At 61.0% G+C, this 25,302-nt stretch carries 22 protein-coding genes; 13 read left to right on the forward strand and 9 right to left on the reverse strand.

The window, feature by feature from the left end; genetic code table 11:
- Positions 1-4: 4 nt before the first annotated feature.
- Positions 5-1,609 (reverse strand): ABC transporter substrate-binding protein, encoded by a 1,605-nt coding sequence (locus JJQ51_RS24540; protein WP_269245418.1) that lies wholly within the window; start codon positions 1,607-1,609, stop codon positions 5-7.
- Positions 1,610-1,897: 288 nt separating this feature from the next.
- Between JJQ51_RS24540 and JJQ51_RS24545 the strand changes: the two genes are divergently transcribed.
- From JJQ51_RS24545 to JJQ51_RS24575, 7 genes are read left to right on the forward strand one after another with little or no spacing between them, the layout of a single operon-like run.
- Positions 1,898-2,887: an ABC transporter permease gene (locus JJQ51_RS24545; RefSeq protein ID WP_152095080.1), complete on the forward strand. Its 990-nt coding sequence runs from the start codon at positions 1,898-1,900 to the stop codon at positions 2,885-2,887.
- Positions 2,884-3,888, forward strand: a complete 1,005-nt coding sequence (locus tag JJQ51_RS24550) for an ABC transporter permease (protein WP_269245419.1) — start codon at positions 2,884-2,886, stop codon at positions 3,886-3,888. Before JJQ51_RS24545 ends, JJQ51_RS24550 begins: the two co-directional genes overlap by 4 nt.
- A complete protein-coding gene (locus JJQ51_RS24555) occupies positions 3,885-4,880 on the forward strand; it encodes an ABC transporter ATP-binding protein (protein WP_269245420.1) in 996 nt (331 codons plus the stop codon). The genes JJQ51_RS24550 and JJQ51_RS24555 overlap by 4 nt, the downstream gene beginning before the upstream one ends.
- Positions 4,858-5,793 carry an ABC transporter ATP-binding protein gene (locus tag JJQ51_RS24560; protein ID WP_269245421.1) on the forward strand — a complete coding sequence of 312 codons (936 nt, stop codon included), beginning with the start codon at positions 4,858-4,860 and terminating at the stop codon, positions 5,791-5,793. The genes JJQ51_RS24555 and JJQ51_RS24560 overlap by 23 nt, the downstream gene beginning before the upstream one ends.
- Positions 5,794-5,807: 14 nt before the next feature.
- Positions 5,808-6,866, forward strand: coding sequence for an aldo/keto reductase (locus JJQ51_RS24565; RefSeq protein WP_269245422.1), 1,059 nt, complete (start codon positions 5,808-5,810; stop codon positions 6,864-6,866).
- A 60-nt stretch (positions 6,867-6,926) separates the two neighbouring features.
- Positions 6,927-8,162 (forward strand): acyl-CoA dehydrogenase family protein, encoded by a 1,236-nt coding sequence (locus JJQ51_RS24570; protein WP_269245423.1) that lies wholly within the window; start codon positions 6,927-6,929, stop codon positions 8,160-8,162.
- Between the two features lie 3 nt (positions 8,163-8,165).
- Entirely contained in the window at positions 8,166-9,587 is a 1,422-nt protein-coding gene (locus JJQ51_RS24575; RefSeq protein ID WP_269245424.1) for an FAD/NAD(P)-binding protein, read from the forward strand.
- Positions 9,588-9,649: 62 nt separating this feature from the next.
- On the opposite strand, the gene JJQ51_RS24580 is transcribed toward JJQ51_RS24575, so the two are convergent.
- On the reverse strand, positions 9,650-11,266 hold the full coding sequence (locus tag JJQ51_RS24580) for an ABC transporter substrate-binding protein (protein WP_269245425.1): 1,617 nt from the start codon (positions 11,264-11,266) through the stop codon (positions 9,650-9,652).
- Positions 11,267-11,583: 317 nt separating this feature from the next.
- On the opposite strand from JJQ51_RS24580, the gene JJQ51_RS24585 reads away from it, so the two are divergent.
- The gene (locus JJQ51_RS24585) at positions 11,584-12,594 is read left to right on the forward strand and encodes a LysR substrate-binding domain-containing protein (RefSeq protein ID WP_269245426.1); all 1,011 of its coding nucleotides are present in this window, start codon (positions 11,584-11,586) and stop codon (positions 12,592-12,594) included.
- A gap of 8 nt (positions 12,595-12,602) precedes the next feature.
- Here the strand turns inward: JJQ51_RS24585 and JJQ51_RS24590 are convergent, their stop codons facing one another.
- Genes JJQ51_RS24590 through JJQ51_RS24615 form a run of 6 tightly spaced genes read right to left on the reverse strand, consistent with a single transcriptional unit; the run spans position 12,603 to position 18,918 of the window.
- Entirely contained in the window at positions 12,603-13,451 is an 849-nt protein-coding gene (locus JJQ51_RS24590; protein ID WP_269245427.1) for an NADPH-dependent oxidoreductase, read from the reverse strand.
- Between the two features lie 12 nt (positions 13,452-13,463).
- Entirely contained in the window at positions 13,464-14,792 is a 1,329-nt protein-coding gene (locus JJQ51_RS24595) for an LLM class flavin-dependent oxidoreductase (RefSeq protein ID WP_269245428.1), read from the reverse strand.
- Positions 14,789-16,009, reverse strand: coding sequence for an acyl-CoA dehydrogenase family protein (locus JJQ51_RS24600; RefSeq protein WP_269245429.1), 1,221 nt, complete (start codon positions 16,007-16,009; stop codon positions 14,789-14,791). The genes JJQ51_RS24595 and JJQ51_RS24600 overlap by 4 nt, the downstream gene beginning before the upstream one ends.
- A gap of 13 nt (positions 16,010-16,022) precedes the next feature.
- Positions 16,023-16,361 (reverse strand): DUF3088 domain-containing protein, encoded by a 339-nt coding sequence (locus JJQ51_RS24605; RefSeq protein ID WP_269245430.1) that lies wholly within the window; start codon positions 16,359-16,361, stop codon positions 16,023-16,025.
- A gap of 11 nt (positions 16,362-16,372) precedes the next feature.
- Positions 16,373-17,728, reverse strand: a complete 1,356-nt coding sequence (locus JJQ51_RS24610) for an LLM class flavin-dependent oxidoreductase (protein WP_269245431.1) — start codon at positions 17,726-17,728, stop codon at positions 16,373-16,375.
- Positions 17,729-17,739: 11 nt separating this feature from the next.
- Positions 17,740-18,918 (reverse strand): acyl-CoA dehydrogenase family protein, encoded by a 1,179-nt coding sequence (locus JJQ51_RS24615; protein ID WP_269245432.1) that lies wholly within the window; start codon positions 18,916-18,918, stop codon positions 17,740-17,742.
- Positions 18,919-19,228: 310 nt separating this feature from the next.
- On the opposite strand from JJQ51_RS24615, the gene JJQ51_RS24620 reads away from it, so the two are divergent.
- Genes JJQ51_RS24620 through JJQ51_RS24640 form a run of 5 tightly spaced genes read left to right on the forward strand, consistent with a single transcriptional unit; the run spans position 19,229 to position 24,141 of the window.
- A complete protein-coding gene (locus tag JJQ51_RS24620; protein ID WP_269245433.1) occupies positions 19,229-20,584 on the forward strand; it encodes an LLM class flavin-dependent oxidoreductase in 1,356 nt (451 codons plus the stop codon).
- A 6-nt stretch (positions 20,585-20,590) separates the two neighbouring features.
- The gene (locus JJQ51_RS24625) at positions 20,591-21,421 is read left to right on the forward strand and encodes an ABC transporter ATP-binding protein (protein ID WP_269245434.1); all 831 of its coding nucleotides are present in this window, start codon (positions 20,591-20,593) and stop codon (positions 21,419-21,421) included.
- A gap of 14 nt (positions 21,422-21,435) precedes the next feature.
- Positions 21,436-22,512, forward strand: coding sequence for an ABC transporter substrate-binding protein (locus JJQ51_RS24630; RefSeq protein WP_269245435.1), 1,077 nt, complete (start codon positions 21,436-21,438; stop codon positions 22,510-22,512).
- A gap of 31 nt (positions 22,513-22,543) precedes the next feature.
- Entirely contained in the window at positions 22,544-23,362 is an 819-nt protein-coding gene (locus tag JJQ51_RS24635) for an ABC transporter permease (RefSeq protein WP_269245436.1), read from the forward strand.
- Positions 23,363-23,364: 2 nt separating this feature from the next.
- Positions 23,365-24,141, forward strand: coding sequence for an ABC transporter permease (locus JJQ51_RS24640; protein WP_113353459.1), 777 nt, complete (start codon positions 23,365-23,367; stop codon positions 24,139-24,141).
- Positions 24,142-24,374: 233 nt separating this feature from the next.
- On the opposite strand, the gene JJQ51_RS24645 is transcribed toward JJQ51_RS24640, so the two are convergent.
- Complete coding sequence (locus JJQ51_RS24645) at positions 24,375-25,217, reverse strand: DUF1236 domain-containing protein (RefSeq protein WP_269245437.1); 843 nt, start codon at positions 25,215-25,217, stop codon at positions 24,375-24,377.
- Positions 25,218-25,302: the final 85 nt, after the last annotated feature.

The following is a 25,302-nucleotide window of genomic DNA, read 5'->3' on the forward strand; positions in this document are numbered from 1 at the left end:
TGCTTCAGGCGGTTGCGATGTAGGCGTAGGCAAGGCTGCCGGCGATGCCTTCGCCGCCGAGCGTGTGGTCGGCAATACGCTTGTTGTAGATGGTCAGTTCCGGCTGGCTGACGATGTCGAGGGCCGGCAGATCCTCGACGAGGATCGTCTGGATCTCGCGCCATTGCTCGACCCGCTTCTGGGGATCGACTTCGATGGCGGCGGCCTCGAGAAGGGCGTCGACCCTGGGATTGCTATAGGCGGAGCCATTGGAGAAGGGCACGCCCGGCTTGAAGTTCTTGCTCCAGTAAAGCCGCTGCACGCCGACCGTGGGATCGAAGAGATTGCTCATTCCTTCATAGGCGAAATCGAAATCGCGATCGGTGTAGATGCGCTTGGTATAGGTGGCGAAATCCTGGCTGCGCACCGTCACCTCGACGCCGACCTTGGCGAGCGCCTGGCGGATATATTCCGAGCCGCGGCTGTAGGGCTCGCCGCTCGGCACATAGTCAAGATTGAGGCGCAGGCGCACACCGTCCGAACCGCGCGGATGGCCGGCCTCGTCGAGCAGCTTCTCCGCCGCGGCAAGGTCGATCGGATAGGTTTTGAGATCGGCGACAAACCATTTCGCCAGATTGGGATTGATCGGGCCGGGGATCGCTTCGCCATAGCCATAATTGATGGTGTTGCGGATCACCTTGCGGTCGATGACATGCGCGAAGGCCCGCCGGACGCGGACATCCTTGAACACCGGCCTTTCCAGGTTGAATTCGATACGGCTGACGCCATTCGAATATTGATAACCCCTTGTTTCGAAGGCGAGGCTCGCCACGCCCTTGAGGCGATCGAGATCGCTGAGCGGAACGGGCGTCGATGGCGCCAGATCGATCTCGCCGGTCTCAATCGCGATTGAGCGCGCGGCGGCGTCTGGAATGAAGCGGACGATCAGTTGGTCGAGGTAGGGACGAGGCTGGTCCCAATAATCGGGATTGCGCTCATAGACGATATGGCTGCCGCGTATCCATTCCTTGAACTTGAACGGTCCGGTGCCGACCGGCGCCAGATTGACCGGATTTTCGGCGACCTTCGTGCCTTCATAGAGATGGCGGGGAACGATTGGCGATTCCGATGCGGCGAGAGCGGTAATCAGATAAGGGGCTGGTTTGGAGAGAACCAGGATCGCCGTCAGGGGGTCGGGTGTCTCGATCTCGACGAGGTTCAGAAAGGTGTTGCGTCCGCGCGGGTGGACATCTTTGAGCGTCTTGATCGAGAAGACAACATCATCGGCGGTAAAAGGCTTGCCGTCGTGCCATTTGACGCCTTCGCGCAGCTTGAAGGTGTAGCGTAACCCGTCATCGCTGACGGCCCATTGTTTGGCGAGGAGCGGCTGCGGATTGAGATCGAAATCATAGGTCAACAGCCCCTCGGTCACCTTCGGCGAGACATAGACCGAGTTGAAGGCCGTATGGGCGATCGTCGTCAGGACCGGCGGTTCAGCCGAAAGCAGAAGCGTCGCGGTACCGCCACGCGATGGAACCGCATGGACTGTTGTTCCCGTTACGGCGATCGCGCCGAGCGCTGCCGACGAGAGCAGGAAACTCCGGCGTGTAATTGTGGAAAGCCTGGTCATCTGAAGTTGCCTCGTCTGTCTAAGGTGGGGCTACCGAGCCTGAACGGTTGCTGGTTTTATGTTCTCGAAGGGAGCGGTTCTCGTAGGTTGCTTTGTTGCCTTGCGCTCATTTCTTGGGAAAATTGATGCGTAAATTTCAGATCTCTGCAAATTTATTCTAATTTACATCGTCGATTTGAGAAATTTCAGAAATATCTACCGATATCGATTTGACAAAACCTACAGATTTAGTCAACTACTATTGCGATGCAGCGCTTGAAATTTCGGAGGCGCTGCCGAGGAGTTTCGATGTCGGCATATATGCGGATAGGACGAACGCTACGCAGGACGGCCGTGCAGGCGGTGCCGACGATGCTTGGCATCGTCATCCTGAATTTCTTTCTGCTCAAGCTGGCGCCGGGCGATGCAGCCGATGTCATGGCGGCTGAGGCCGGCTCGGCCACGGTCGAGACCATGGCAGCGCTGCGCGAGCGCTTCGGCCTGGACAATCCGGTCCTCGTGCAGCTCGCCAACTATCTGAACAATCTCGCGCATTTCAGTCTCGGCTTTTCGCCGCGCTACGGCATGCCCGTCGCCGATCTGATCGGCCAGCGATTGCCCGGTACCCTGACGCTGATGGTGGCTGCACTCGCCGCCGCGATCGCGATCGGCCTGATCCTCGGATCGCTGATGGCAACATTTGCTGGGCGGCTGCCGGATCGGCTGATCTCGATCGTCTCGCTCCTCTTCTATTCGATCCCGGGTTTCTGGATCGGGCTGATGCTGATCCTCTTGTTTTCCGTCAAGCTCGGATGGCTGCCGAGCGGCGGCGACAGCACCATCGGTTCGCGGCTCACCGGCCTGCCGGCGCTGCTTGACCGGGCGCGCTACATGGTGCTGCCGGCCATATCGCTCGCACTCTTCTACCTCGCGATCTATGCAAGATTGACGCGCGCCGCCATGCTTGAAGTCAAGTCGCAGGATTTCGTGCGCACGGCGCGGGCAAAGGGCGTTTCGCCGTTCAAGCTGACGACGCGGCATGTGTTGCGCAACGCGCTGATCCCGATCACGACAATGGCTGGAATGCACTTCGGCGGCATGCTCGGCGGCGCCGTCGTCGTCGAGACGGTCTATAGCTGGCCCGGGCTTGGGCGGTTGGCTTTCGAGGCCGTCATGGCCCGCGACTTCAGCGTTCTGCTTGGCATCCTGTTGCTCTCGTCACTTCTCGTCATCATCGCCAACGCTGCTGTGGATCTTCTGCAAGCCTGGCTCGACCCGCGGATCGGAGCGAATCGATGAAAGCGCAAGAACTCAAGATCTATGCGGACGCGGCGCGCGATTTCAGTGCCGAGGAGTCCGAAACAGCGGCAAAGGCCGCACCCGTTCCCGAACGCCGTTGGACCCACATCCATGCGCCCGATGCCCGCACGACGGCTGTTTCGGCCCCGCGCTGGCAAGGGCGTCGGCGTGAGCTCAGGATCTTTCTTTCCAACCCCAACGCGCTCTTCGGCATTGCCGTTCTGGCGGCAATCGTGTTTGCGGCCCTGCTTGCGCCGATCCTCTATCCTGGCGATCCCCTGGAGATGGTGGCGCGACCCTTCCTTTGGCCGGGCCAAAATCCGGCCTATCCGTTGGGAACGGATTCCATGGGGCGTGATGTGCTGGCGGGCATTCTTCATGGTGCCCAGATCTCGCTGACCGTCGGCATTGCCGCGACCCTGCTCGGCCTTGGCGCCGGGGTGACGGTCGGCGCGCTTGCCGGCTATTTCGGCGGTGTGGTCGATGACCTCCTCGTCAAGCTCATCGAGATCTTCCAGACCATGCCGAGTTTCGTCCTGCTTGTCGTGCTGGTGGCAATCGCACAGCCGACCACGACGACGGTGACGGTTGCGATTGCACTGGTCAGCTGGCCGACGGTCGCACGTCTGACACGCGCCGAGTTTCGCGGCATAAAGGAGAAAGACTATGTTCTCGCTGCCCGCAGCCTCGGCTTCGGCCATGCCCGCATCATTTTTCGGGAAATCCTTCCGAATGCTTTGCCGCCCCTGATCGTCACGTCGTCCGTCATGGTGGCGAGCGCGATCCTGATGGAATCGGCGCTGTCCTTCATGGGGCTTGGCGATCCCAATCGTGTCTCCTGGGGTTCGATGATCGGCGCGGGGCGCGATGTCATCCGCACCGCCTGGTATCTCACCGCCTTGCCGGGTCTTGCCATCGTCTTCACGGTGCTGTCGCTCAATCTCATTGGCGATGGCCTGAACGATGCCCTTAACCCGCGTTTTTCGGAGGAGCGTCGATGACGGGACTTCTCGACGTCCGCGATTTCTCGGTCGGTTTCGGGAGCGCCCAGCCGGTCAAGGGCGTCAGCTTCACGGCGGCAGCCGGCGAGATGCTGGCTGTTGTCGGCGAGTCAGGCTCGGGCAAGTCGCTGACCGCGCTCGGTCTGATGGGGCTCCTGCCTCGGCACGCCAAGACGGCGGGCGAAATCCTGTTCGACGGCCGCGACCTCCTGAAATTGCGCGAACGGGAGATGCGGAGCATTCGCGGGCACGACATCGCCATGATTTTTCAGGAGCCGATGACGTCGCTCAATCCCGTGCTGACAATCGGCGCCCAAATCGTCGAAGTGCTGCGCATTCATGAAAAACTGAGCGGCAGGCAGGCGCGCCAGCGCGCGATCGATCTGCTGGATCTCGTCAGCATTCCAGAGGCGGCAAAACGTATCGACGACTATCCGCATCAGCTTTCGGGCGGCATGCGTCAACGCGTCATGATCGCCATTGCGGTCGCCTGCAATCCACGGCTTCTGATTGCCGACGAGGCGACCACGGCACTCGACGTCACGATCCAGGCACAGGTGCTGCAACTGCTCGATCGCCTGCGCAGTCAGCTCAACATGGCGGTCATCCTCATCACGCACGACCTCGGTATCGTCGCGCAATGGGCCGACCGGGTCGTCGTGATGTATGCGGGGCGAAAGATCGAGCAGGGCCTGCCCGATGCCTTGTTCGAGACGCCGTATCATCCCTATACGCAGGGGCTGCTCGCGGCCTCACCGCGATTGAAGGCCGACTATCACTATCGCGATGGGCCATTGACGGAAATTCGCGGCTCGATCGTTTCTGCGGTCGGCGAAAAGGGCTGTTCGTTCCGGCCGCGCTGTCCGGTGGCGCGAGCGGCCTGCGGCATATCCGTGCCGGCGCTTGTCGAGGTCTCAATCGACCGTGAAGTGGCCTGTCCCTATGTTCCAGTCCTTACGGAGAGAGCCCATGTCGCTTCTGTCGGTCGATAGGCTTTCGACGCATTATCCGGCTGCGGCCGGAACGGTGCGGGCCGTGGATGACGTATCGCTTGAGATCCTCGAAGGGGAGACCGTAGCGCTTGTGGGAGAATCCGGCTGCGGCAAGTCGACGCTCGGCAAATCCCTGATGCGCCTCGTCGATCCCAGTTCCGGGCGTGTTACCTTCAAGGGGCGCGATGTTGCCGCCATGTCGGGCAGGGAGTTGCAATCCGTCCGCCGGCATATTCAGATGATCTTTCAGGATCCGTTCGCCTCGCTCAACCCGCGCCAGACGATCCGCTCAATCCTGACAGCGCCGCTCGCCGTTCACGGCATCGGTGATCGCAAGAGCCGTGACACTATCGCCGCTTCTATGGTTCTTCACGTCGGCTTGCCGGCGGATTCGCTCGATCGCTATCCGCATGAGTTCTCCGGCGGCCAGCGCCAGCGCATCGGGATTGCCCGGGCTTTGATCCTGCAGCCTGAGCTTGTCATCTGCGACGAGCCCGTGTCCGCGCTCGATCTCTCGATCCAGGCGCAGATCCTCAATCTTCTCGTCGAGATGAAGACGGAGCTTTCGCTTTCCTACCTCTTCATTTCCCATGATCTGTCGGTCGTGCGCTATTTCGCCGATCGGGTGCTGGTCATGTATCTCGGCCGCATCGTCGAAAGCGCGCCGACGGCAAGGCTCTGGAGCGATGCCAAGCATCCTTATACGCGCGCGCTGCTAGCCGCGGTGCCCGATCCGTCGCGGCGCAAGCAGGCGGCACCGATCACCGGCGATCTGCCGAGCCCGCACAATCCGCCGTCCGGCTGTCGCTTTCATACGCGCTGTCCGCTCGCAACAGACATCTGCCGGAGCGATGATCCGGACTATCGGCAAATGGGCAGTGGTCACACGGTCGCCTGCCATCATGCACAATGAAATGGAGAAATGACATGGTTGATTATCGCTATCTCGGGCGCAGCGCGCTGAAGGTATCGCCTCTCACCCTTGGGACGATGATGTTCGGCGGCCCGACGCCCGACGAGGTCTCTTTCCGCATCATCGACAAGGCCCGCGATCAGGGCATCAATTTCATCGACACCGCCGACGTCTATCATGACGGCAAATCGGAAGAGGTGGTCGGCCGCGGCATCAAGGCAAACCGCGATCATTGGGTGCTTGCGACGAAGTTCGTCAACTCGCATAAGAAGGGTCCCAATCTCGGCGGTCATTCGCGCAAATGGGTGATCGAGACGGTCGAAAATTCGCTGCGCCGTCTCAACACCGACTATATCGACATCCTCTATTTCCATCGCGCCGTCTTCGACGCGCCGCTAGAGGAGCCGGTGCGTGCGATTGCCGATCTTATCCGCGCGGGCAAGCTGCGCTATTTCGGCGTCTCGAACTTCCGCGGCTGGCGCATCGCCGAGATCTCGCATCTCGCCGACCAGCTCGGTATCGATCGCCCGGTCGCAAGCCAGCCGCTTTACAACATCGTCAACCGCACCGCCGAAGCCGAGCAGCTTCCGGCCGCTCATCATTATGGCCTCGGCGTCGTCTCCTATTCGCCGCTGGCGCGCGGTGTGCTGACGGGCAAGTATGAGCCGGGCAAGGAGCCGGCCGCCGATACCCGTGCCGGCCGCGGCGACAAGCGCATCCTCGAAACCGAATGGCGTCCGGAATCGATCGCCATCGCCAAGGAGATCGCCGTTCACGCCGCCGCCAAGAAGGTCACGCCGACCGAATTCGCCATCGCCTGGGTGCTGAACAACAAGCTGATCACCTCGGCGATCACCGGCCCGCGCACGGAAGAGCATTGGGATAGCTATATCCGAGCCCTCGACGTCAAGCTGACTGCTGAGGACGAGGCTCTGGTCGACCGTCTGGTCACGACAGGGCATCCGTCCACGCCGGGCTTCAATGATCCGAGCCATCCAGTCGAGGGTCGCGTTCCCGTCAGTGCCGCCGGCGACAATGAAAACGTCGTGCCGCTTGCTCGCGCCGTAGCCTGATCATCCAGCCTAAGGCCCTGCTTGAGCGGGGCCTTCCCCTTCCGGCGCAAAGAGCCTTTCATGCCCATAACAGTTTCATCAGCCGTGCCCTCCGTACCCGTTGAAACCAATCGGGCGACGTTGCTTGCAAGAATACCCGATCTTGCTGCGGAGATCGCAAAAGGCGCTGCGCGTCGAGACCTCGAACGCGAGCTGCCCCATGAGGCTTTCAAGCTGTTCAAGGAGGCCGGCCTTGGCGCGTTGCGTATACCGACAGCGCTTGGCGGTCCGGGCGGATCGGTGCTCGATTACATCGAGATGGTGATGACGATCGGTGCGGCCGATTCCAATGTCGCCCACGCGCTCCGCAGCCATTTCAATTTCACGGAAGCGCTGCTGCTCAATCCGAGCAGTTCGGTCGATCGCACGCAGCTTGCCCGCGTCCTTGGCGGCAAGCTCTTCGGCGGCGCCCATACGGAACAGGGAACGAAGCGTCCCGGCGAGGTCACGACGCGGCTGACGAAATCCGGCGAGAGCTACAGGCTCAACGGGCGCAAATGGTATGCGACCGGCACGGCATTTGCCGATTTCGCCTCGTTTAGCGCCAAGGATGATGAAGACCAACTCGTCAGCGTGCTTTTGCCCGTCGATCGCAAGGGGATCAGCATCCTCGACGATTGGGACGGCATGGGTCAGCGTCTGACGGCAAGCGGTGGCGTGCTGCTCGACGACGTGGAAGTGCTGCCGCACGAGATTTCGAGGCGCGGGTTGAACACGCTGATCGGCAGGCACACGTCCACACTGCGTCAGCTGCATCTTGCCGCCTCGATGGCGGGCGCGGTCCGCGGCGCGCTGGCGGAAGGCACCGAATATGTACGCAGACAGGCGCGCTCGGCAGCCCACAGTGCGGCCGAGACGGCCAATGCCGATCCTTTCGTCCAGAAGATATTGGGTGAGATCGCGGCAAACTCCTTTGCCGTCGATACGCTGATCCGCGAAAGCGCCCGCGGGCTCGATCGGACGGCCTCGGCTTTTGCGGGCGATGATCCGCAGATCTTGGAGACGGCTTTGGTCGAAAGCGCGCTGACGACGGCGCGCACCCAGATCGTTGCATCGCAGCTTGCCCTTGCTGCCGCGACCAACGTCTTCGAGCTCGGCGGCGGTTCGGCGACGTCGCGGCAACTTAACCTCGATCGCCACTGGCGCAACATCCGCACGGTGCTTAACCACAATCCGCTGCTGCACAAGGCGCGGGTGGTCGGCGACTATTACATCAACGGCACCACGACGCATCTGGAAGAAGGCAAGGTCTTCTGAGCCATGCACATAGACCCGCATTCCCATCATTCCGTCGTCATTGTCGGCGGCGGCTTTGCCGGTGCGCTGACCGCGATCAAGCTGCTCGACAAGACGGAGGTGCCGCTTTCGATCACGATATTGGAGCCCCGCGAGGAGCTTGGGCGTGGGGTCGCCTATAGCACGACCGAGGGCGTGCATCTCGTCAATGGCCCCGCCGGTACCTTTTCCCTTCATCCGGAAGAGCCCGACCATCTTACTCATTGGCTGGCGGAGAACGCGTTACGTTACGGCTGGACGCCGCCTGCCGATATCGCAGGCAGTTTTCCGCCGCGCTACCTTTATGGAACCTATGTCCGCGATGAGCTGCGCCGGGCGATATCGACAGCACGCTCCGGATCGACATTCCGGCATGTCAAGGCCGCGGCGAGCCGTCTCGTTTCCGCTCCGCACAGGGTGGAGATCACGACAAGTGAAGGCGAGACTATCGAAGCGGACGAGGTAGTTCTGGCCCTCGGCGTCTTCCAGCCCGACCTTGCGCGACAGGAAGCATCCGTTGCCCGTCATCCAGGTTTTGCCGCATCTCCGTGGGATGCCGCAGCCCTCGATCGCCTGGTGGAAACAGACGAGATCTTGCTCATCGGCTCGAGCCTGTCGATGGTCGATGCGGTCGCAAGCATGGAAGCGCGAGGCTTCCAGGGCCGCTATCAGGTCATATCCAGGCGTGGTCAATTCATAGAGGATCGGCGCAATGTTGCGCTGGAGCGTGATTTCCTCGCGGAGAGACCTCTACCGACCACCGCGCGGTCCTTGCTGTCGATCGTCAAGGCCGAACGTCGCGCACTGGCGGCCGAGGCCAAGGATTGGCAGGCGCTGCCGCTCGCCATCCGGCCCTACATTTTGCCTTTGTGGCAAAAGGCTGACGATGTCGAGAGAGCGCGGTTCGCACGTCATCTGCGGGCATTCTGGGATGTTACGGCGCATCGCGCCGCGCCTGACAGCTATCGCGCCGTCTCCAAGGCGATTGCCGAAGGCAGGCTCCGGCACGGGCCCGCGCGATTGCTTTCCATGAAGCCCGCTGGCCGCTTGATCACGGCGACGTTGAAGACGCGTTCGGGTACCGAGTCCCATTCTTTCGGCGGCGTCATCGATTGCCGTGGCCATCAGTTACACGACTGGCGACGCATTTCCGATCCCTTCGTCAGGAGCCTCATCGAAAGCGGAGAGGTTCGCCCGCACAGCACCGGTTTCGGCCTCGATGCCACGGAACAAGGGGATGTCATTTCGGAAGAGGGGCGTGTTCACCGCAACATCAGCGCCATTGGTCATCCGCTGCGCGGCGTTGCCTGGGAGTCAAGCTCGATCTCGGAGCAACGGGCGCAGGCGATTGCGCTGGCCGATCGTATTCTCGCCAAACTGACGCCGCTCGCCCTTGCCGCCTCATAATCCGACATAAAGGAAGGGGGCGCCGCATCGCCCCCTCAAAGCAGAACGGACTGCTTTTAGTGTCAGCCTTCGCCCTCCTTGATATAGACATCGGCGAAATTCGATTGCACGCCTTCCGCGCCGATCGTGTGGTTTTTGACGCGCTTATTGAAGACCGTGACGTTTTCGAGCGAGATCAGATTGATGACGGGCAGCTCATCGGCGATGATCTTCTGGAAGTCGTTGAATTCCTGCTTGCGCTTTGCCTCGTCGACTTCGATCGAAGCTGTCTCGAGCAACCTGTCGACCTCCGGATTCTGATAGTGGCTGGCGTTGGAGAAAGGCAATCCGAGCTTGAAGTTCTTCGACCAGTAGATGCGCTGCACGCCGAGCGTCGGATCGAACTGGTTGCCGAGATATTCCGCCGTAAGGTCGAAGGCGCGCTCGGTATAGACCTTCTGGATGTAGGTCGAGAAGTCGTAGGAATCGATCCTCGCGTCGATACCTATGCGAGCGAGGTTCTGCTTCAGATATTCGGCGACGCGCTTGAAGCCTTCATTGTAGGAATTGTGCGTCAGGCGAAGCGCAAACCGAGTGCCGCCGCCGTTTCGCTTATAGCCGGCCTCGTCCAGCAATTGCTCCGCCGCCTTGAGATCGAAGGCATGGGGCTTGATCGCGGCATTGAGATATTGCGGCAGGAAGGTGCTGATAGGCGTTGGCGAGACGTGGCCATAGCCATACCAGACCGTATTGAGGATGACGTTGAGGTCGATCGCATGCGCGATCGCGCGACGCACGCGGACATCCTTCAGGTATTCATTATCGAGGTTGAGGATGAGCTGCGTCTGGTCGCCCTTCGTCTCGTAGCCGCGGGAATCGATGCCGATATTCGGCAGCGCCTTGATGCGCTCGAGATCGGCGAGCGGGATGGGATTGTCGCCACCGAGATCGAACTCTCCGGTCTCGAAGCCCGCCGCGCGGGCAGCGCCATCGGGCACGAAGCGAACCACAACCTGGTCGAGATAGGGTTTGCCGGCATCCCAATAATCGGGATTGCGCTCCAGGATGATATGCGAGCCGCGCACCCACTCCCGGAAAACAAAGGGGCCGGTGCCGATAGGGGCGCCACCGTTCGGATTGGTCGGAACATCGGCGATCTTGACGCCTTCGTAGATGTGTTTCGGCACGATCGGAGATTCGGCCGCGTAGAGCGCTTTCAAAAGGTAGGGCGCTGGCTTGGAGAGACGGAATATCGCCGTCAGGGGGTCTGGCGTGTCGACCGCGATGACATTGGCGAACGTGCCTCGTCCACGCGGATGAACCTGTTTCAAGAGTTCGATCGAATAGGCGACATCGGCCGAGGTGAATGGCTTGCCGTCGTGCCATTTGACGTTGGGTCTGAGCTTGAACGTATACGTGAGACCGTCGGCTGCCACCGCCCATTCGGTCGCAAGCTGTGGTTTCGGCACGAGACCGAAATCGTAGGTAAGCAGCCCCTCGGTGATCTTCGGGCTGATCTTCTGCGTGCCGCCGGCGGTATGGGCGAGTGCCAGGATGGTTGGCGGCTCGGGTTCGACGATGAAATTAAGCGTGCCGCCGCGCGGCGGTGTTTCGGCCGCGCGGATCGCAGCGGTTGGCAGAAGGGTTGCTACGGTCGAGAGCAGAAGCAGTTGGTTGAAACGGCGGCGGTTGATGGTCATTCGCTTTCCTTGCCGGTTGAACGGATCGGTCCTTCGGTGAACCGCTGGCGGAGATGTCCGCGATCGGCGCATCTTCGGGTGCCCGGCCTGCAAAACGAAAGAATGTTTTTCTGATCGCCCGAGAAAGAAAAGCTTTGCCGGATGCGTCCGAAATGGGCCGGTCAAATCTTTTGTCTATTAAAAATATAGACTATTTTGCATTTTTAGTTTTTGCTTCCCCCATGCCGTCCGGGCATGGAAGAAAATATCCGTCCGCTTGCCCGTAAACGCAAAGCGCGTTCTCGTCTTCAGATGGCTGATTGTGGTGCAATCGGTTCATGAACACGATTGCCGACACTCGGAGAAAATCCATCCAGCCGACCTTGGCGCGGCTACCGCCATTGACCTCGTTGCGCGCCTTCGTGGCGACAGCGCGGCACCTGAGTTTCCTTGGTGCTGCGGAGGAATTGCACGTCACCTCGGCCGCCGTCGGCCAGCAGATCCGGCTTCTGGAGGATTATCTGGGGCAGTCGCTGTTTCGCAGGGTCCGTGGTCAACTCCAGTTGACGGCTGCCGGCCTGGCGCTGGTACCGGGACTGACAAACGCGTTCGATGTGGTTCTGGCGACGATGACGCAATTCATCGCCAGCGATCACGATCTTCCGATCCGCGTATCGGTCGCGCCATCCTTTGCCAGCAAATGGCTGATCCCGAGATTGGATGGTCTGAGGCAAGCGGCCCCCGGTTTGGAGATTCTGGTCGATGCCTCGACGCATTTGACCGATTTGAATACAGGCGACACGGATTGCGCCATCCGGTATGGCAGCGGCGTTTATCCCGGGCTTGTCGTCGATCACCTTTTCTCCGAGGCTGTCGTGCCGATCTGCAGCCCCGAATTTGCCGAGCGGCATTGGCTGTGGAACGGCCCGCAGGCGATCGAAGGCGTGCCTCTGCTGCACGAGGATGGCGCGGAGCATGATCATTCCTGTCCGGATTGGAACGGCTGGCTGCGTGCCGAAGGACTATCCCTGCGTTTGCCACAGGGCGGCTTCCGCCTCAGTCAATCATCGCTCGTCATCGATGCCGCACTGGCAGGTCAGGGACTTGGTCTCGGAAAAATCCGCCTGGCGGAGGCCGAGCTGAAGGCGGGACGTCTGGTGACGCCCTTCGGCGGCTCGCAAGCCGTGAGCTTTTCCTATTTCTTCGTCACGGCGCCCGCCAAGGAACGTCTCATGCGCGTCGAACTGTTCCGCAACTGGCTGCGGGCGGAGGTCAAGGTCGTGTGGACGATCGGCGACATCCTGTCGCGTAATATGTTGCGCAGGCTCGACATTGCCGCCGCCGAATAGCCGGCTGATTATTTCAGTCTGAAGCCGAGGCGGCGGGCCGCCACGCCGAGAAGGTGTCGTCCCTTCAGGGCTTCGACGGATCCTATCCTGTTTTTCACCTGCACCGTCCAGTCAATGCGTGGCATGCGCTGTTCGGTCTGAAAGTCCTGCAGGACGGTGTTGTAATGCCGCAGGTCCTCCGACCGCCGGCGATGATCGTAGCGTTCGTCATGGAGCACGCTCGTTTGCGGCAGCCGCGGCTTGACGGCGGCCTGTATGGCCGGATCGGGATAGCCGACCGTCAGGCCGAAGACTGGAAAGACACCCTCCGGCAATTCCAGCTCGCGGGCCACGGTCTCCGGGTCGTTGCGGATGGCGCCGATATAGCAGGTGCCGAGGCCCTGCGATTCCAGGGAGACGACGGCATTCTGCGCGGCGAGGGCAGCGTCGATGACGCCGAGCAGGAAGCTTTCGACATAGTCGAGGCCATCGGCGGCTGAGCCTTGATCCGCCGCGATGCGGCGTGGCCGCGAAAGATCCGCAAGCCAGATCAGCAGCAACGGCGCCTGCGTGATCTGCCTCTGTGTTCCGGCAACGGCGTTCAGCTTTTCCTTGCGCGTATCGTCCCTGACGGCAATGACGCTCCAGGCCTGCAGGTTGGACGAGCTCGGCGCCGATTGGGCCGCGGCGATCGCGAGGTGGAGGATGTCATCCGGAACCGGCTTTGGCAGATAGTCGCGCACGCTACGGTGGGACAGCAACGTCTCGATCGTCTCATTCCAGTCGGCGCCGATATGATGGCTGTTGCGGTAGCGCTCGCTTACGAGAGCGGCGAGCCTGTCATCCTCCGGAAGCCTTGCGGTCGTGGCTGACGTCATGTTGTTTCTCCTTTATTCGGCGGCGATGGCATATGGGTTAGCCGGCCTGGAAAGGCCGAGATGGTTCCGTAGGGTATGGCCCGTATATACTTTCCTGAACAGGCCTCGGCGGCGCAGGATGGGCACCACCTCGTCCACGAAGACCTCCAGGCCATGCGGCAGCACATCAGGCATCAGGTTGAAGCCATCTGCTGCGCCTGCCTCGAACCATTTTTCGATATCGTCGGCGATTGCGTCGGGCGTGCCGACAATGGTGCGGTGTCCGGTCCCGCCATTCAAGGCGCGGATGAGGCCGCGCACGGTCAATTTCTCGCGCTGCGCGAGGGCGAGGGTGGCGCGAAAGAAGGTGTGGCCGCCATCGGGGGGCAGGGGAATGTCATCCGGCAGGGGTTGGTCGAGCTCCAGCCTATCGGGATTGACCTGCAACACGCCCGAGAGGCGCGCAAGACTGTATTCCAGCGGAATGCGTTCGCGCAGTTCTTCCTGCCGCCGCCTGGCTTCCGCCTCGGTACTGCCGATGATGGTGGCAAGGCCGGCAAGCACCAGCAGGCTGTCGGGGGCGCGGCCATGGCGGGCGGCTCTTGTTCGGAGGTCGCGCGCGTAATCGAGCGACTCCTCCAGGGATTGCGAGGCTGAGAACACCGCCTCGGCGTGCCTGGCTGCCAACTCCCGCCCATCATCCGAGCCGCCGGCCTGCACGATGACGGGGTGTCCTTGCGGCGGGCGTGGGACGTTGTGCGGGCCGTGTACGGAAAAATGCTTGCCGCGATGGGCGATGGCATGGACCTTGCTGGTATCGACGAACCGACCGCTTTCGACATCGCCGATGAAAGCGTCTTCCTCCCAGCTGTCCCACAGGGCCTTGACGACCGATGTAAATTCCTCAGCGCGCTCATAGCGGCTCTGATGCGCAACCGGCTTTTCCAGGCCGAAATTCCTGCTTTGCGAGAGATCGGCGCTGGTGACGACGTTCCAGCCGACGCGGCCGCCGCTGGCGTGATCGAGGGTCGCGAAGCGGCGAGCGATATTATAGGGCTCGTTATAGGTGGTGGAAGCCGTAGCGATCAGGCCGATATGTTCGGTATGGGCCGCAACCGAGGCCAGCACGATGGTCGGCTCGAGAGATGTCAGCGGGCGGAAATCGACGCGATCGGATATGGCTGCCTGATCGGCCAGAAAGACCGCGTCGAAGGTGCCGCGCTCGGCGATGCGGGCGACATTGATATAGTGGTTGATATCGAAGGACGCGCGCGGATCGCTTCCCTGCATGCGCCAGGCTGCCGGCGAAAATCCGGAGTGCAATATGTTGATGTTGAGATGGAGTTCGCGTGTCCGGCTCACTGGAATATCCCCGGTTCAGGAAACTCGCCGTCGAGGAACCATGTCCCGACATTGCGGGTCTTGTATTCGGCGGGATTGTGAAGCGTGTGAATGCGCACATTGCGCCAGAAGCGGTCGAACCCGAGCGGCCTGACGGCGGACCGTGCACCCATGGCCTCGAAAATCTCGCTGGTGACTTCAAGGGCGACCCGGCCGGCAAGCACGTTGGCGGAGGCGACCGCGATTGCCGCCTCGCCGCGCTCCTCTGCTGTCAAATCGTGCCCTTTCGCATAGACGGCATCGATGGCCGAGAGCGCCCGGTCGGCAAGCGCCGTTGCCGCCTGCACCTTGATCCACAGCTCGCCATACTGTCTCTTGATCCAAGGGTCGTCGGAATGCCGTTCGACGCCGGAATAGATCCACGGGCGCGATTTCGTGACTGTATAGTCCCGGGCTGCCGCCAACGCTCCTTGTGCGGAGCCAACAAAGATATTGAGCAATACGCTCTGCTGCTGCAATGGTGCCAATAGAGCGATTGGATCCTTCGGGCGCTCCGGCAGGATCTCGCTCTCCTCAATCTCGACATCCTTGTAGAGAACGCGGCCGCTTCCCGTCTGTCGTTGGCCGATCCCGTCCCAATCGTCGGTGATGGTGATACCGTTGCGGTCGGCCGGTATATAGGCAAAGCTCCGCTTGTTGGTGTCCTCGTCTTCCCATGCGACCATCAGATAGTCGGCGACATGCGAACCTGACGCGAACGGCCTGAAGCCGTTGAGGGTGACCTTCCCATTTTCCTGCCGCCCGAAAAGGCTCTTGGAAAAGCTGTTCGTCGTATTGCCCCAGAACCAGCGTCCCGAGGCCGAGCGGCGCAGAATGTCTTGCGACCGCTTATCCTGGGCCGTGGTGACAGCATTCTGCAATGGACTGAAATGATAGCCATAGAGATGACCGAGCGAGCCGTCCACCTTGGCGAATTCGCGCACGATACGCATGGCGGTGGAGTAGGGTTCGCCGCCGCCGCCGAATTCCTTCGGGATGACAAGGTTGACGAGGCCGCTCTCCTTCAGGAGCCTGATCTGCTCGGCGGGCCTGCCACCTGACTGATCCCTCTCGATGGCATCGAGGGCAAATATATCCCTAAGCTCCACGGCTTTGGCGAGATGGGGATTCGATTGATCCGCCTCGAAAAGGGAGGGTGGAGGATAGGGCGGCTCGAAGCCATCTGGTTTTATGGTCATGATGGCCTCGTCCCTAATGTAGGCGCGGAAAGCCGTGCCGTTCGGCAAGCAGCTCGAGGATACGATCGGTCGAATTGATGAAGCGCGTTCCGTTCCAGTCGCAGGCGTCATCAGGCGGGTTCTCCGCGAGAATGAGAAGCGGCAGCGACTGGTTTTCCTCGCCGGCAACCTCGATCACCTTTTGCCGTGGTCGCGGGAACGCGACCCTTTCGACATCGATCGCCGAAGCAAGATCCGGGAATGAGGCGAGCAGTCCCTCGATCGCGTTGCAATAGGGGCAGACGAAGCTGACGCCCGGATGTTTCGGATCGGCAAAGCCGGGGGAAATGAGGAACAATTTGTCACGAGCCACTTGATCTTCTCCTATTGCGCCGCGACCGCATTGCCTGCGGAAAAACGATTGGCCGGACGCCTGAGCCCGAGATTTTCGCGCAGCGTCGCGCCTTCATAGTCGCTGCGGAACAGGCCGCGGCGGCGCAGTTCCGGCACGACAAGCGTGATGAAATCGGCAAGGCCTCCGGGCATGATGGGCGCCATGATGTTGAAGCCGTCGGCGCCAAAGTTTTCGAAGCGTTCTTCCATGACATCGGCGATCTGTGCGGGCGTCCCAACAACCTGCCAATGGCCGCGTGCGCCCGCAATGCGCAGGTAGAGCTGGCGGATGGTCAGGTTTTCGCGGCGCGCGAGATCGAGCACCAGTTCCTGGCGGCTCTTGCCGGCATTGGTGACAGGCGGCTCGGGGGGCACGGGACCGTCAAGCGGATAGGAACTCAAGTCGACGCCGGTCAATTGCGAGAGGAGATTAAGACCGACTTCCGGCTGGATGAGGTTCTGCAGGGCCTGGAATTTGTCTTCGGCTTCCGCTTCGCTTCGCCCGACGACAGGAAAGATTCCCGGCAGGATCTTCAAGTCGTCGGGCGAACGGCCATATTTGCCGAGGCGGCCCTTGACGTCGGCATAGAAGGCTTTTGCTTCGCCAAGCGTGATCTGCGCGGCGAAGATCGCCTCGGCGGTGCGCGCGGCCAGTTCCTTGCCGGGCTCGGAGGCTCCGGCCTGCACGACAACCGGCCGCCCCTGCGGCGAACGTGGAATGTTCAGCGGCCCGCGCACCTTGAAGTGGCGCCCCTTATGGTCGAGCCTATGCAGTTTGCCGGGATCGAAATACCGGCCGCTCTCACGATCGCGGATGAAGGCATCGTCCTCGAAGCTGTCCCAGAGGCCCAGCACGACATCGGCGAATTCTTCGGCTCGGTCGTAGCGGTCGGCATGCAGAACCTGCGCGTCATGGCCGAAGTTCAAGGCGGCGTCCGGATCGGAGGAGGTCACGAGGTTCCAGCCGGCGCGGCCGCCGCTTAGGCGGTCGAGTGAACCGAACTGGCGCGCGAGGTTGAAGGGATCGGAAAAACTTGTTGAGGCGGTTGCGATCAGGCCGATATTGCGGGTGACGCTGGCAAGCGCCGAGAGCAGCGTGATCGGTTCGAACGGATAGATGCCGCTATGCGCCTTCCGGCTTGCCGCATCCAGGTCCCTCAGACGAGCGGCAACACCGTCGGCAAAGAAGATGGTGTCGAACTTGGCGGCTTCGGCGAGCTTGGCGAGCTCGAGATAGTTCTCGAAGTCGGTACCCACCGATGCTTCCGGATGCCGCCAGGCGGCGACATGGTGGCCGGTGAAGAGCAGGAAGGCGCCGAGCTTGATCTGATCCTTGCGTCTAGCCATGGAATGTCCTTTCAGCGATACATCGCCGGAACGGGGAACTCGCCCGTCAGCAGCCATGTGCCAAGCGTGCGCTTCTTGTACTCGGCGGGATTGTGCAGCGTATGGGTCCGCACGTTGCGCCAGAAGCGGTCGAAACCGTTTGCCGTCGTTGCCGATCGCGCGCCCATGACCTCGAAGATCTCGCTGGAGACGGCAAGCCCGACTTCGCCGGCATAGACATTGGCCGTGGCTATATGGATGGCGGCGGCGCCACGATCTTCATGCGTCAGGCCCGGTCCCTGGTTAAAGGCCTTATCAAGGCTCAGCGCCGCCTTGTCGGCGAGCTCGATGGCAGCGAGCGTGCGGATGTAGAGATCGCCATATTGCCGCTTGATCCAGGGGTCGTCGGTGTGTTTGTCGACGCCGGAATAGATCCATGGCCGAGACGATGTCGTCGTGTAAGCCCGGCCTTCTTCCAGCGCGCCCTGGGCGCTGCCGACGAAGACGTTGAGCAGCACGCTTTGCTGCAGCAGGGAGGTCAGCGACGTATAGGGTGTCAGCGGGACCGCCGGGGAACTGATGAGTTCGTCATCCCCAATCTCGAGGTCGTGAAAGCTGACCGTGCCGCTGCCGGTCTGGCGCTGGCCTATCCCATCCCAATCGTCTTCGATGACGATACCCTGGCGGCCGGCTGGCACCGCCGCCGTCAGGCGCTCGCCCTCGGCATTTTCGAAGGAGATCTGAATGTAGTCGGCAATGTGAGAACCTGAGGAAAAGGGGCGCTTGCCGTTGATCAGCCAGCCATTGTCGATGCGCCGTCCCGATGATGTTTTCGACATCGCGTTGCCGGAATTGCCCCAGACGAAATTGCCCGCCGCGGAGGCCCTCAGCAGCCGTTCCCTCTGCACGTCGGACCCTCGAAAGAGCACGAGGTTCAAGGGGAGATGGTGGTAGCCGAAGAGATGCGCGAGCGAGCCGTCGGTACGGGCGAATTCGCGCACGACCCGCAGGATGGAGAGCCAGGAAGCGCCGCGACCGCCATATCGGGTCGGAATCTGCGCCGAAGGCAATCCGCTCTCCTTCAGCAGACGGATCTGTTCGGTCGGCCTGCCCCCCAATTTGTCGCGCTCGACCGCGTCCCGGTCGAATGCCCGCCGGAGCTCGACGGCTTTTGCGACGAGGGGATCGGATGTGTCTGATGGGAAAGACATGTCTGCTCCACGACCATGGACTTGAACGGCGCATCGCCGCTTTGAGGCATGAAGGGTTCGGTGATTGGAGACCCAAGTCCAGCAATATCTATTTGATCCGTCGGGAAGAAATTCTTCTCCCCGCTTATCGGAAAAACTTAGGCGACCGCAATTTCCAGCCGTTACGAGCAGTTGCCGCGAAACGATCTCCGCCGGTTCGGCATGTCGCGTGACGAACAAATCCGAAGTGGCGGCGGTAAATAGAATATAATTTCTATAGATTATAATCTTTAACGTTTAGCCTTCTTCCGCAGCGATGATGGAGAAGACGATGACGGGCAGACAAAGGCAGCTGAAGCTCGGGGCTTTCCTTTATCCGACCGGGCACCACATTGCCGCCTGGCGGCATCCGTTGACGCAGGCCGATGCCGGTTCCAACTTCGCCCATTATGTCGAGCTGGCGCAAATCGCCGAAGCGGCCAAATTCGATCTGATCTTCCTGGCCGATGGTGTTGGTACCCGCGGAGATGACACTGAGGCGTTGCAGCGTACGGCGCAGCGTTATGTCGCGCAGTTCGAGCCGATTACATTGCTCTCGGCGCTGGCGGCGGTGACGAAGAATATCGGCTTCGTGGCGACCGCCTCGACGTCCTTCAACGAGCCCTATCATATCGCCCGCAAATTCGCCTCCCTCGACCATATCAGCGCCGGCCGCGCCGGTTGGAACCTTGTCACGTCCTCCAGCGATCATGAAGCGCACAATTTTGGCAGGGATGAACATTACGCTCACGCCGAACGCTACGAACGGGCCGAAGAATTCGCGGATGTCGTTCTTGGCCTTTGGGACACCTGGGAGGAGGACGCTTTCCCCCGCAACAAGCAAAGCGGCATCTATTACGATCCGCAAAAGCAGCACATCCTCAATCACAAGGGTAAGCACTTCAAGGTGCGGGGGCCTCTCAACGTGGCGCGCACGCCGCAGGGCCACCCGGTTCTGGTCCAGGCCGGCTCCTCCGAGCCGGGAAGGGAGCTTGCCGCGCGTACAGCGGAAGTCGTCTTTACCGCCCATCAGACCATCGAGGATGCGAGAGCCTTCTACGCGGATATCAAGGGTCGCCTTGCGAAATACGGCCGGGACCGGGATGACCTCAAGATCATGCCCGGCATCTTCCCGGTCGTCGGCAGAACGCGCGAGGAAGCGCAGCAAAAATTCGCCGAACTGCAGGATCTCGTCCATCCGGTGGTCGGCCTTTCAATGCTGAATGGCATGGCAAGCGGTGTCGATCTCTCCCAATATCCGCTCGACGGCCCCATTCCGGATCTGCCTGAGACCAATGGCAGCAAGAGCCGCCAGAAATTGCTGCTCGATCTCGCCAAGCGCGAAAACCTGACGATCCGGGAACTTTATCTGCGCATCGCCGGCGCGCGCGGTCATTGGCAGATCGTGGGAACGCCGACTGAGATCGCCGATCAGATGGAGGAATGGTTCAAGACGGATGCTGCCGACGGCTTCAACGTCATGCCGCCGCAGCTGCCGACCGGTCTTTATGATTTCGTCGAACATGTGCTGCCGGAACTACGCCGCCGCGGCCTTTTCCGCAGCGATTACGAAGGTTCGACACTGCGCCAAAATCTCGGATTGAGAGTGCCTCTGCATCCGGCGCGGCATGCCGTTGCTGCGGAGTAATCGGCCATGGGCAATTCCCTGCATCTCCAGATCAGCCATGTCACCCGCCAGTTCAAGGTCAATGGCGAGACGTTGACCGCGCTCGACGATGTCAGCCTCGATATCGCCGAGGGCGAGTTTGTCACCATTGTCGGAGCGAGCGGCTGCGGAAAGTCGACGCTTTTGCGCCTCGGTGCCGGCCTTGATCTTCCGACATCAGGATTCGTTGGTCACGCGGGGCGGCCCGTCAAGGAGCCGAGCCTCGATCGTGGCATCGTCTTTCAGGAGCCGAGGCTTTTCCCCTGGCTGACCGTCGCCCGCAATATTGCGCTCGGGCTGGAGAATTCCGGGCTGCCCAAGGCAGAGAAGAACAGGCTCGTCGAATCCCACCTCGAACTTGTCGGGCTTTCCGGCTTTGCCAAGGCCTATCCGCACCAGCTTTCCGGCGGGATGGCGCAGCGCGCCGGCATCGCGCGCGGATTGGTCAACCGTCCGAATGCTTTATTTCTCGATGAACCCTTTGGCGCACTCGACGCCATCACCAAGGCAAGGCTGCAGGACGAGTTGCAGACGATCTGGGCGAAGGAACGCATCACCATGGTTCTGGTGACGCATGATGTCGAGGAGGCCGTCTATCTCGGCGATCGCGTCGTCGTCATGTCACCCCGGCCGGGTCGTATCCGTGACATCGTTCCGGTGGACTTGCCGCGCCCACGCGATCGCACCTCCCCCCAGCTGGTCGAAATCCGCAATCGGGTTCTTGAGAGCCTCAACGCCACGACGTCAACGCCTCGCCCGTCATCGAGCATCACAAGTCCGGCGGTTGAAACCCGGCCCGCGGTCGTCGCCGCAGAATAATCACGGAGCAACAAATGAAACTGTCCATTATTTCCCGCTTGGTCGCCGGTGCGGCGGTCGCCCTGAGCCTGTTATCCGCCTCGGCCTGGGCGCAGGATCCCCTCGTCATTCACGTTGGCTACGCCGCGATCGGCGTCGACAACAAACCCTATGCGGAGGGAACGTCGGCTGCGACGGCGCGCGCCGGCGAATTTCTGGAAAAGGAATTCGCCAACGATCCGAACGTCAAGATCGAATGGACCTTCTTCAAGGGCGCTGGCCCGGCGGTCAACGAGGGCTTCGCCAACGACCAGCTCGACTTTGCCTATCAGGGCGATCTTCCCGCGCTGATCGGGCGGGCAACCGGCCTGAAGACGAAGTTTCTGCTGGCGAGCGGCGCGCGCAAGCCGCTTTATCTTGCCGTCGCCAAGGGATCCGGCATCAAGACGATCGAGGATCTGAAGGGCCGCAAGGTCGCGCTGCAGCGCGGTACCAACGGCCACCTCTCCGCAATCAAGATCTTGCAGGCACACGGATTGACCGAGCGTGACATCCAGGTCGTCAATCTGGATACCGCCGGCACGGTCGCGGCCCTGACCAGCAGGGACATAGATGCGGCTTTTGGCGACACGCAGCTCATCAATCTCGCGGCGAAGGACAGCGCCGATGTCATCTACACGACGAAGGGTGACGATCCGCGTTTCGGGCGCAATGCCGGCATCATCGGCCGCGAGGCCTTCATCGACGCCCATCCGGAGATCACGCAGCGTGTCATCGACGCGTTCGTCAAGGCGGCGCAGTGGTCGTCGGAAGAGCAGAACCGTGCGGCCCTCTTCGAACTCTGGCACAAGTCCGGCACGCCCGTTCCGATCCTGGAGGAATATTTCCGCAACGATACGCTTACCTATCGCAACTCGCCGCTGATCGACGATCTCCTGGTCTCGCAGTACAAGGAGCAGGCGATCAAGAGCAAGGAATATGGCCTGATCCGCCGCGATGTCGACCTTAACGGCTGGTTCGAACCGAAATATCTCAACAATGCGCTGGAAAAGCTCGGGCTGACGAAATTCTGGCAGCCCTATGGCGCCGACGGAAAGCCGGTCGCCTCCTGATCGGAGACGCGATCAAGATTAGGAGATTGGCGTGAGCGCTGTTGTCGAGACTACCGGTCGGGCCGGCTTGCCGCTATCGCCAGCAAGGCTCCAGCGCCTTGTCCTTTTCGTGACAGGCCTGATCTTTCCGCTTGGCCTGTTTGGCCTCTGGTGGGTTGCCTCCGCCAGGGGCTGGCTGCCGGAGCAGATCCTGCCGCCGCCAGCCTATGTCTACCAGACCGGCCGCGACATGATCCTGAGCGGCGAGCTTCTCTATCACACCGGGGTCAGTCTCGGCCGTGTCGTCGTTGGCTTTACCATCGGCGCCGGGCTCGGCCTGTTGCTCGGCATTGCCATGGGGCTTTCCGAAAGGGTCGAGGACTATGTGAAGCCGCTCTTCCTCGCCTTCGCGCAGATCCCGACGCTCGGATGGATCCCGCTTTTGATGCTGCTTGTCGGCATCGAGGAGAGCTTGAAGATCATCATCATCGCCAAGGGCGCCATCGTGCCGATGACGATGAACACGCTCGCCGGGGTCCGCGGCGTCCCGCCGAAATATCTCGAGGTCGGCAGAGCGCTTCGCTTCAGCCGCTGGCAAACGCTGCGCTTGATCGTGCTGCCGGCAGCCGTTCCCTCGATATTCACCGGTATCCGTTATGGCCTTACCCATTCCTGGACATCGCTTGTCGGTGTCGAGTTGCTCGCCTCGTCCGAAGGGCTCGGCTACCTGTTGGTCTGGGGGCGGCAGATGTTCTGGCTCGATACCGTCATCGTCGCGATGATTGCCATCGGACTTGTCGGCTTCGTCATGGACAAGGGGCTGGATCGCACCGAACTGCTGATCCAGCGGTGGAAGCGGCGGGAGCTTTGACAATGGCAAGAGCAAGCCGTTTCGTACGTTTCCGGCGCGGCATGACGTTGCCGATCCTCCTCCTCGTGGCCTGGGAGGTTTCAAGCCGGACGGGTCTCGTGGACGCGCGCTTTCTGCCGTCGCTAGAGGATGTCGTCGGCACGGCCAAGCGTGAGCTGATCGACAATGATCTTATCGGCGAACTGGGTTTCAGCCTGATGCGCAATATTGCCGGCTTCCTGATTGGATGCGTGCTCGGCATCGCTTTTGCGAGCCTGCTGGCGCTCTCCCGGATTGCCGACCGCCTGATCATGCCGACCTTCAATGGACTGAAGCAGATCTCCCTTCTGGCCTGGATACCGCTGATCTCGGTCTGGTTCGGCTTTGGCGAACAGGCGAAGATCGTCTTCGTCGCGCTCGCCGCCTTCATTCCTATCGTTCTCAATACCTATGATGGCATGCGTGAGGCGCCGGCCGAACTGCTTGAGGTCGCAACGGCGCTAAGGTTCAATGCGCGGCAGAAGGCATTGCGGATCTATATTCCGGCGGCGATGCCGTCGATCGCCACCGGCGTGCATCTCGGCTTGATCTATGCCTGGCTGGCAACGGTCGGCGCGGAATATTTCCTGGCCGTCGGTCCGGGCATCGGCGGCCTGGTCATCGCCGGTCGGGAGCGGTTCGACATGGCGCTCGTCATGGTCGGCGTCCTGGTGCTCGGCTTCGTCGGCTTTACACTAAATCGCCTTGCCTCCGCGCTTGAAGCTTATTTGTTGCGCTGGCGGCCTAAGCAGACCGTATAGGCTGCGAACATCATGCGCTTCAATGTATCAAGCAGCTAAACCCGGTTCCTCGGCTGCTGTTCTCGAGACCGTTCTCGATCTTGGCCCCGCGGACACGTTCAATCGCCCACTGTTGATGCAATGAGCGGCCGGATCGAAATTCCTGCAACTTCTGCCTTGCCTGCCTGACGGCATCGGGCAAGACATATGTTTGCGGACGCCATGAAAACTCTGGCGCCCGCAAACATCCAGAACTAGGCATCGATGATATAGACGATCGTGAATGTCGAGGGATCGACGATGACGATCCGCCCGTCTGCGAGGACGAAGAATCGATACGCCTTATATTGCGGAACGATCTGGACGATGCGCGGCGGCAGCGGCTCCAGCACGATCTTCCGGGGAATGGCAGCACCTACCGATACCGAGAAATCCGTCTCGCGAACGGGGGTGACATGGACTTCTTTAACCACCTGCCGGATCTGTGTTTGTTGCTCAACGGAGACCTGGACTTGCGCGCCGCCCTGCGTATTTGTTTTTGTCGTTGTTTTGCTTCCCGTCTCACCTCCGGTCGTGTCCGTCTGTTGATCCTGCTTGGTGCCGCTAGGGGCTTTCATATTGCTGCCGGAGTTTCCCGCGGAGCCCGCTTTGTTGGTGTCTGTACCACCTTGACCGGTCCCTTGCTCATCGTTCGAGCTGTTGGTGCCGCGGGACTGGGGAGACGCTGATTTGTTGTTGGATCCTCCCTTGGTATCATTGCCTTGTTGAGTTTGATCTCCGGATTGGCTTCCTGTCTGGCCTGTTGCTCCGGTGCTTGTCGAGCTGTTGTTCTGACTGCCATTCGACTTCGAATCCTGATTGCCTTGAGTGGATTGGGCCGGTGCCTGGCCGGGGGAATTATCTGAATTTCCCTTCAAGTCCTTGGTGGATGTTCCGGACTGTGGCTGTTGCTCGCCCGTCGACGGCTTGCTGTCGCGCGTCGTGCCGCTTTTGGGGATGACCTGGGTATCCTGCGCGCTTGCGGGTGTGATGGCTGCGAAGGAAACACCGATTGAAAGCGCCGTCATCAGAACGGCAAGTCTGTTCGTCGTCTTCATGATTTTCTCTTTTCTCGCTGTTGAATACATAACGGCGTTTATCCGCCGCTATAGGACGAACAAGGTGACAGCCCCCATGTTCCGG

This window comes from Rhizobium sp. AG207R, assembly GCF_027109195.1.
Classification (GTDB): Bacteria; Pseudomonadota; Alphaproteobacteria; order Rhizobiales; family Rhizobiaceae; genus Rhizobium; species Rhizobium dioscoreae.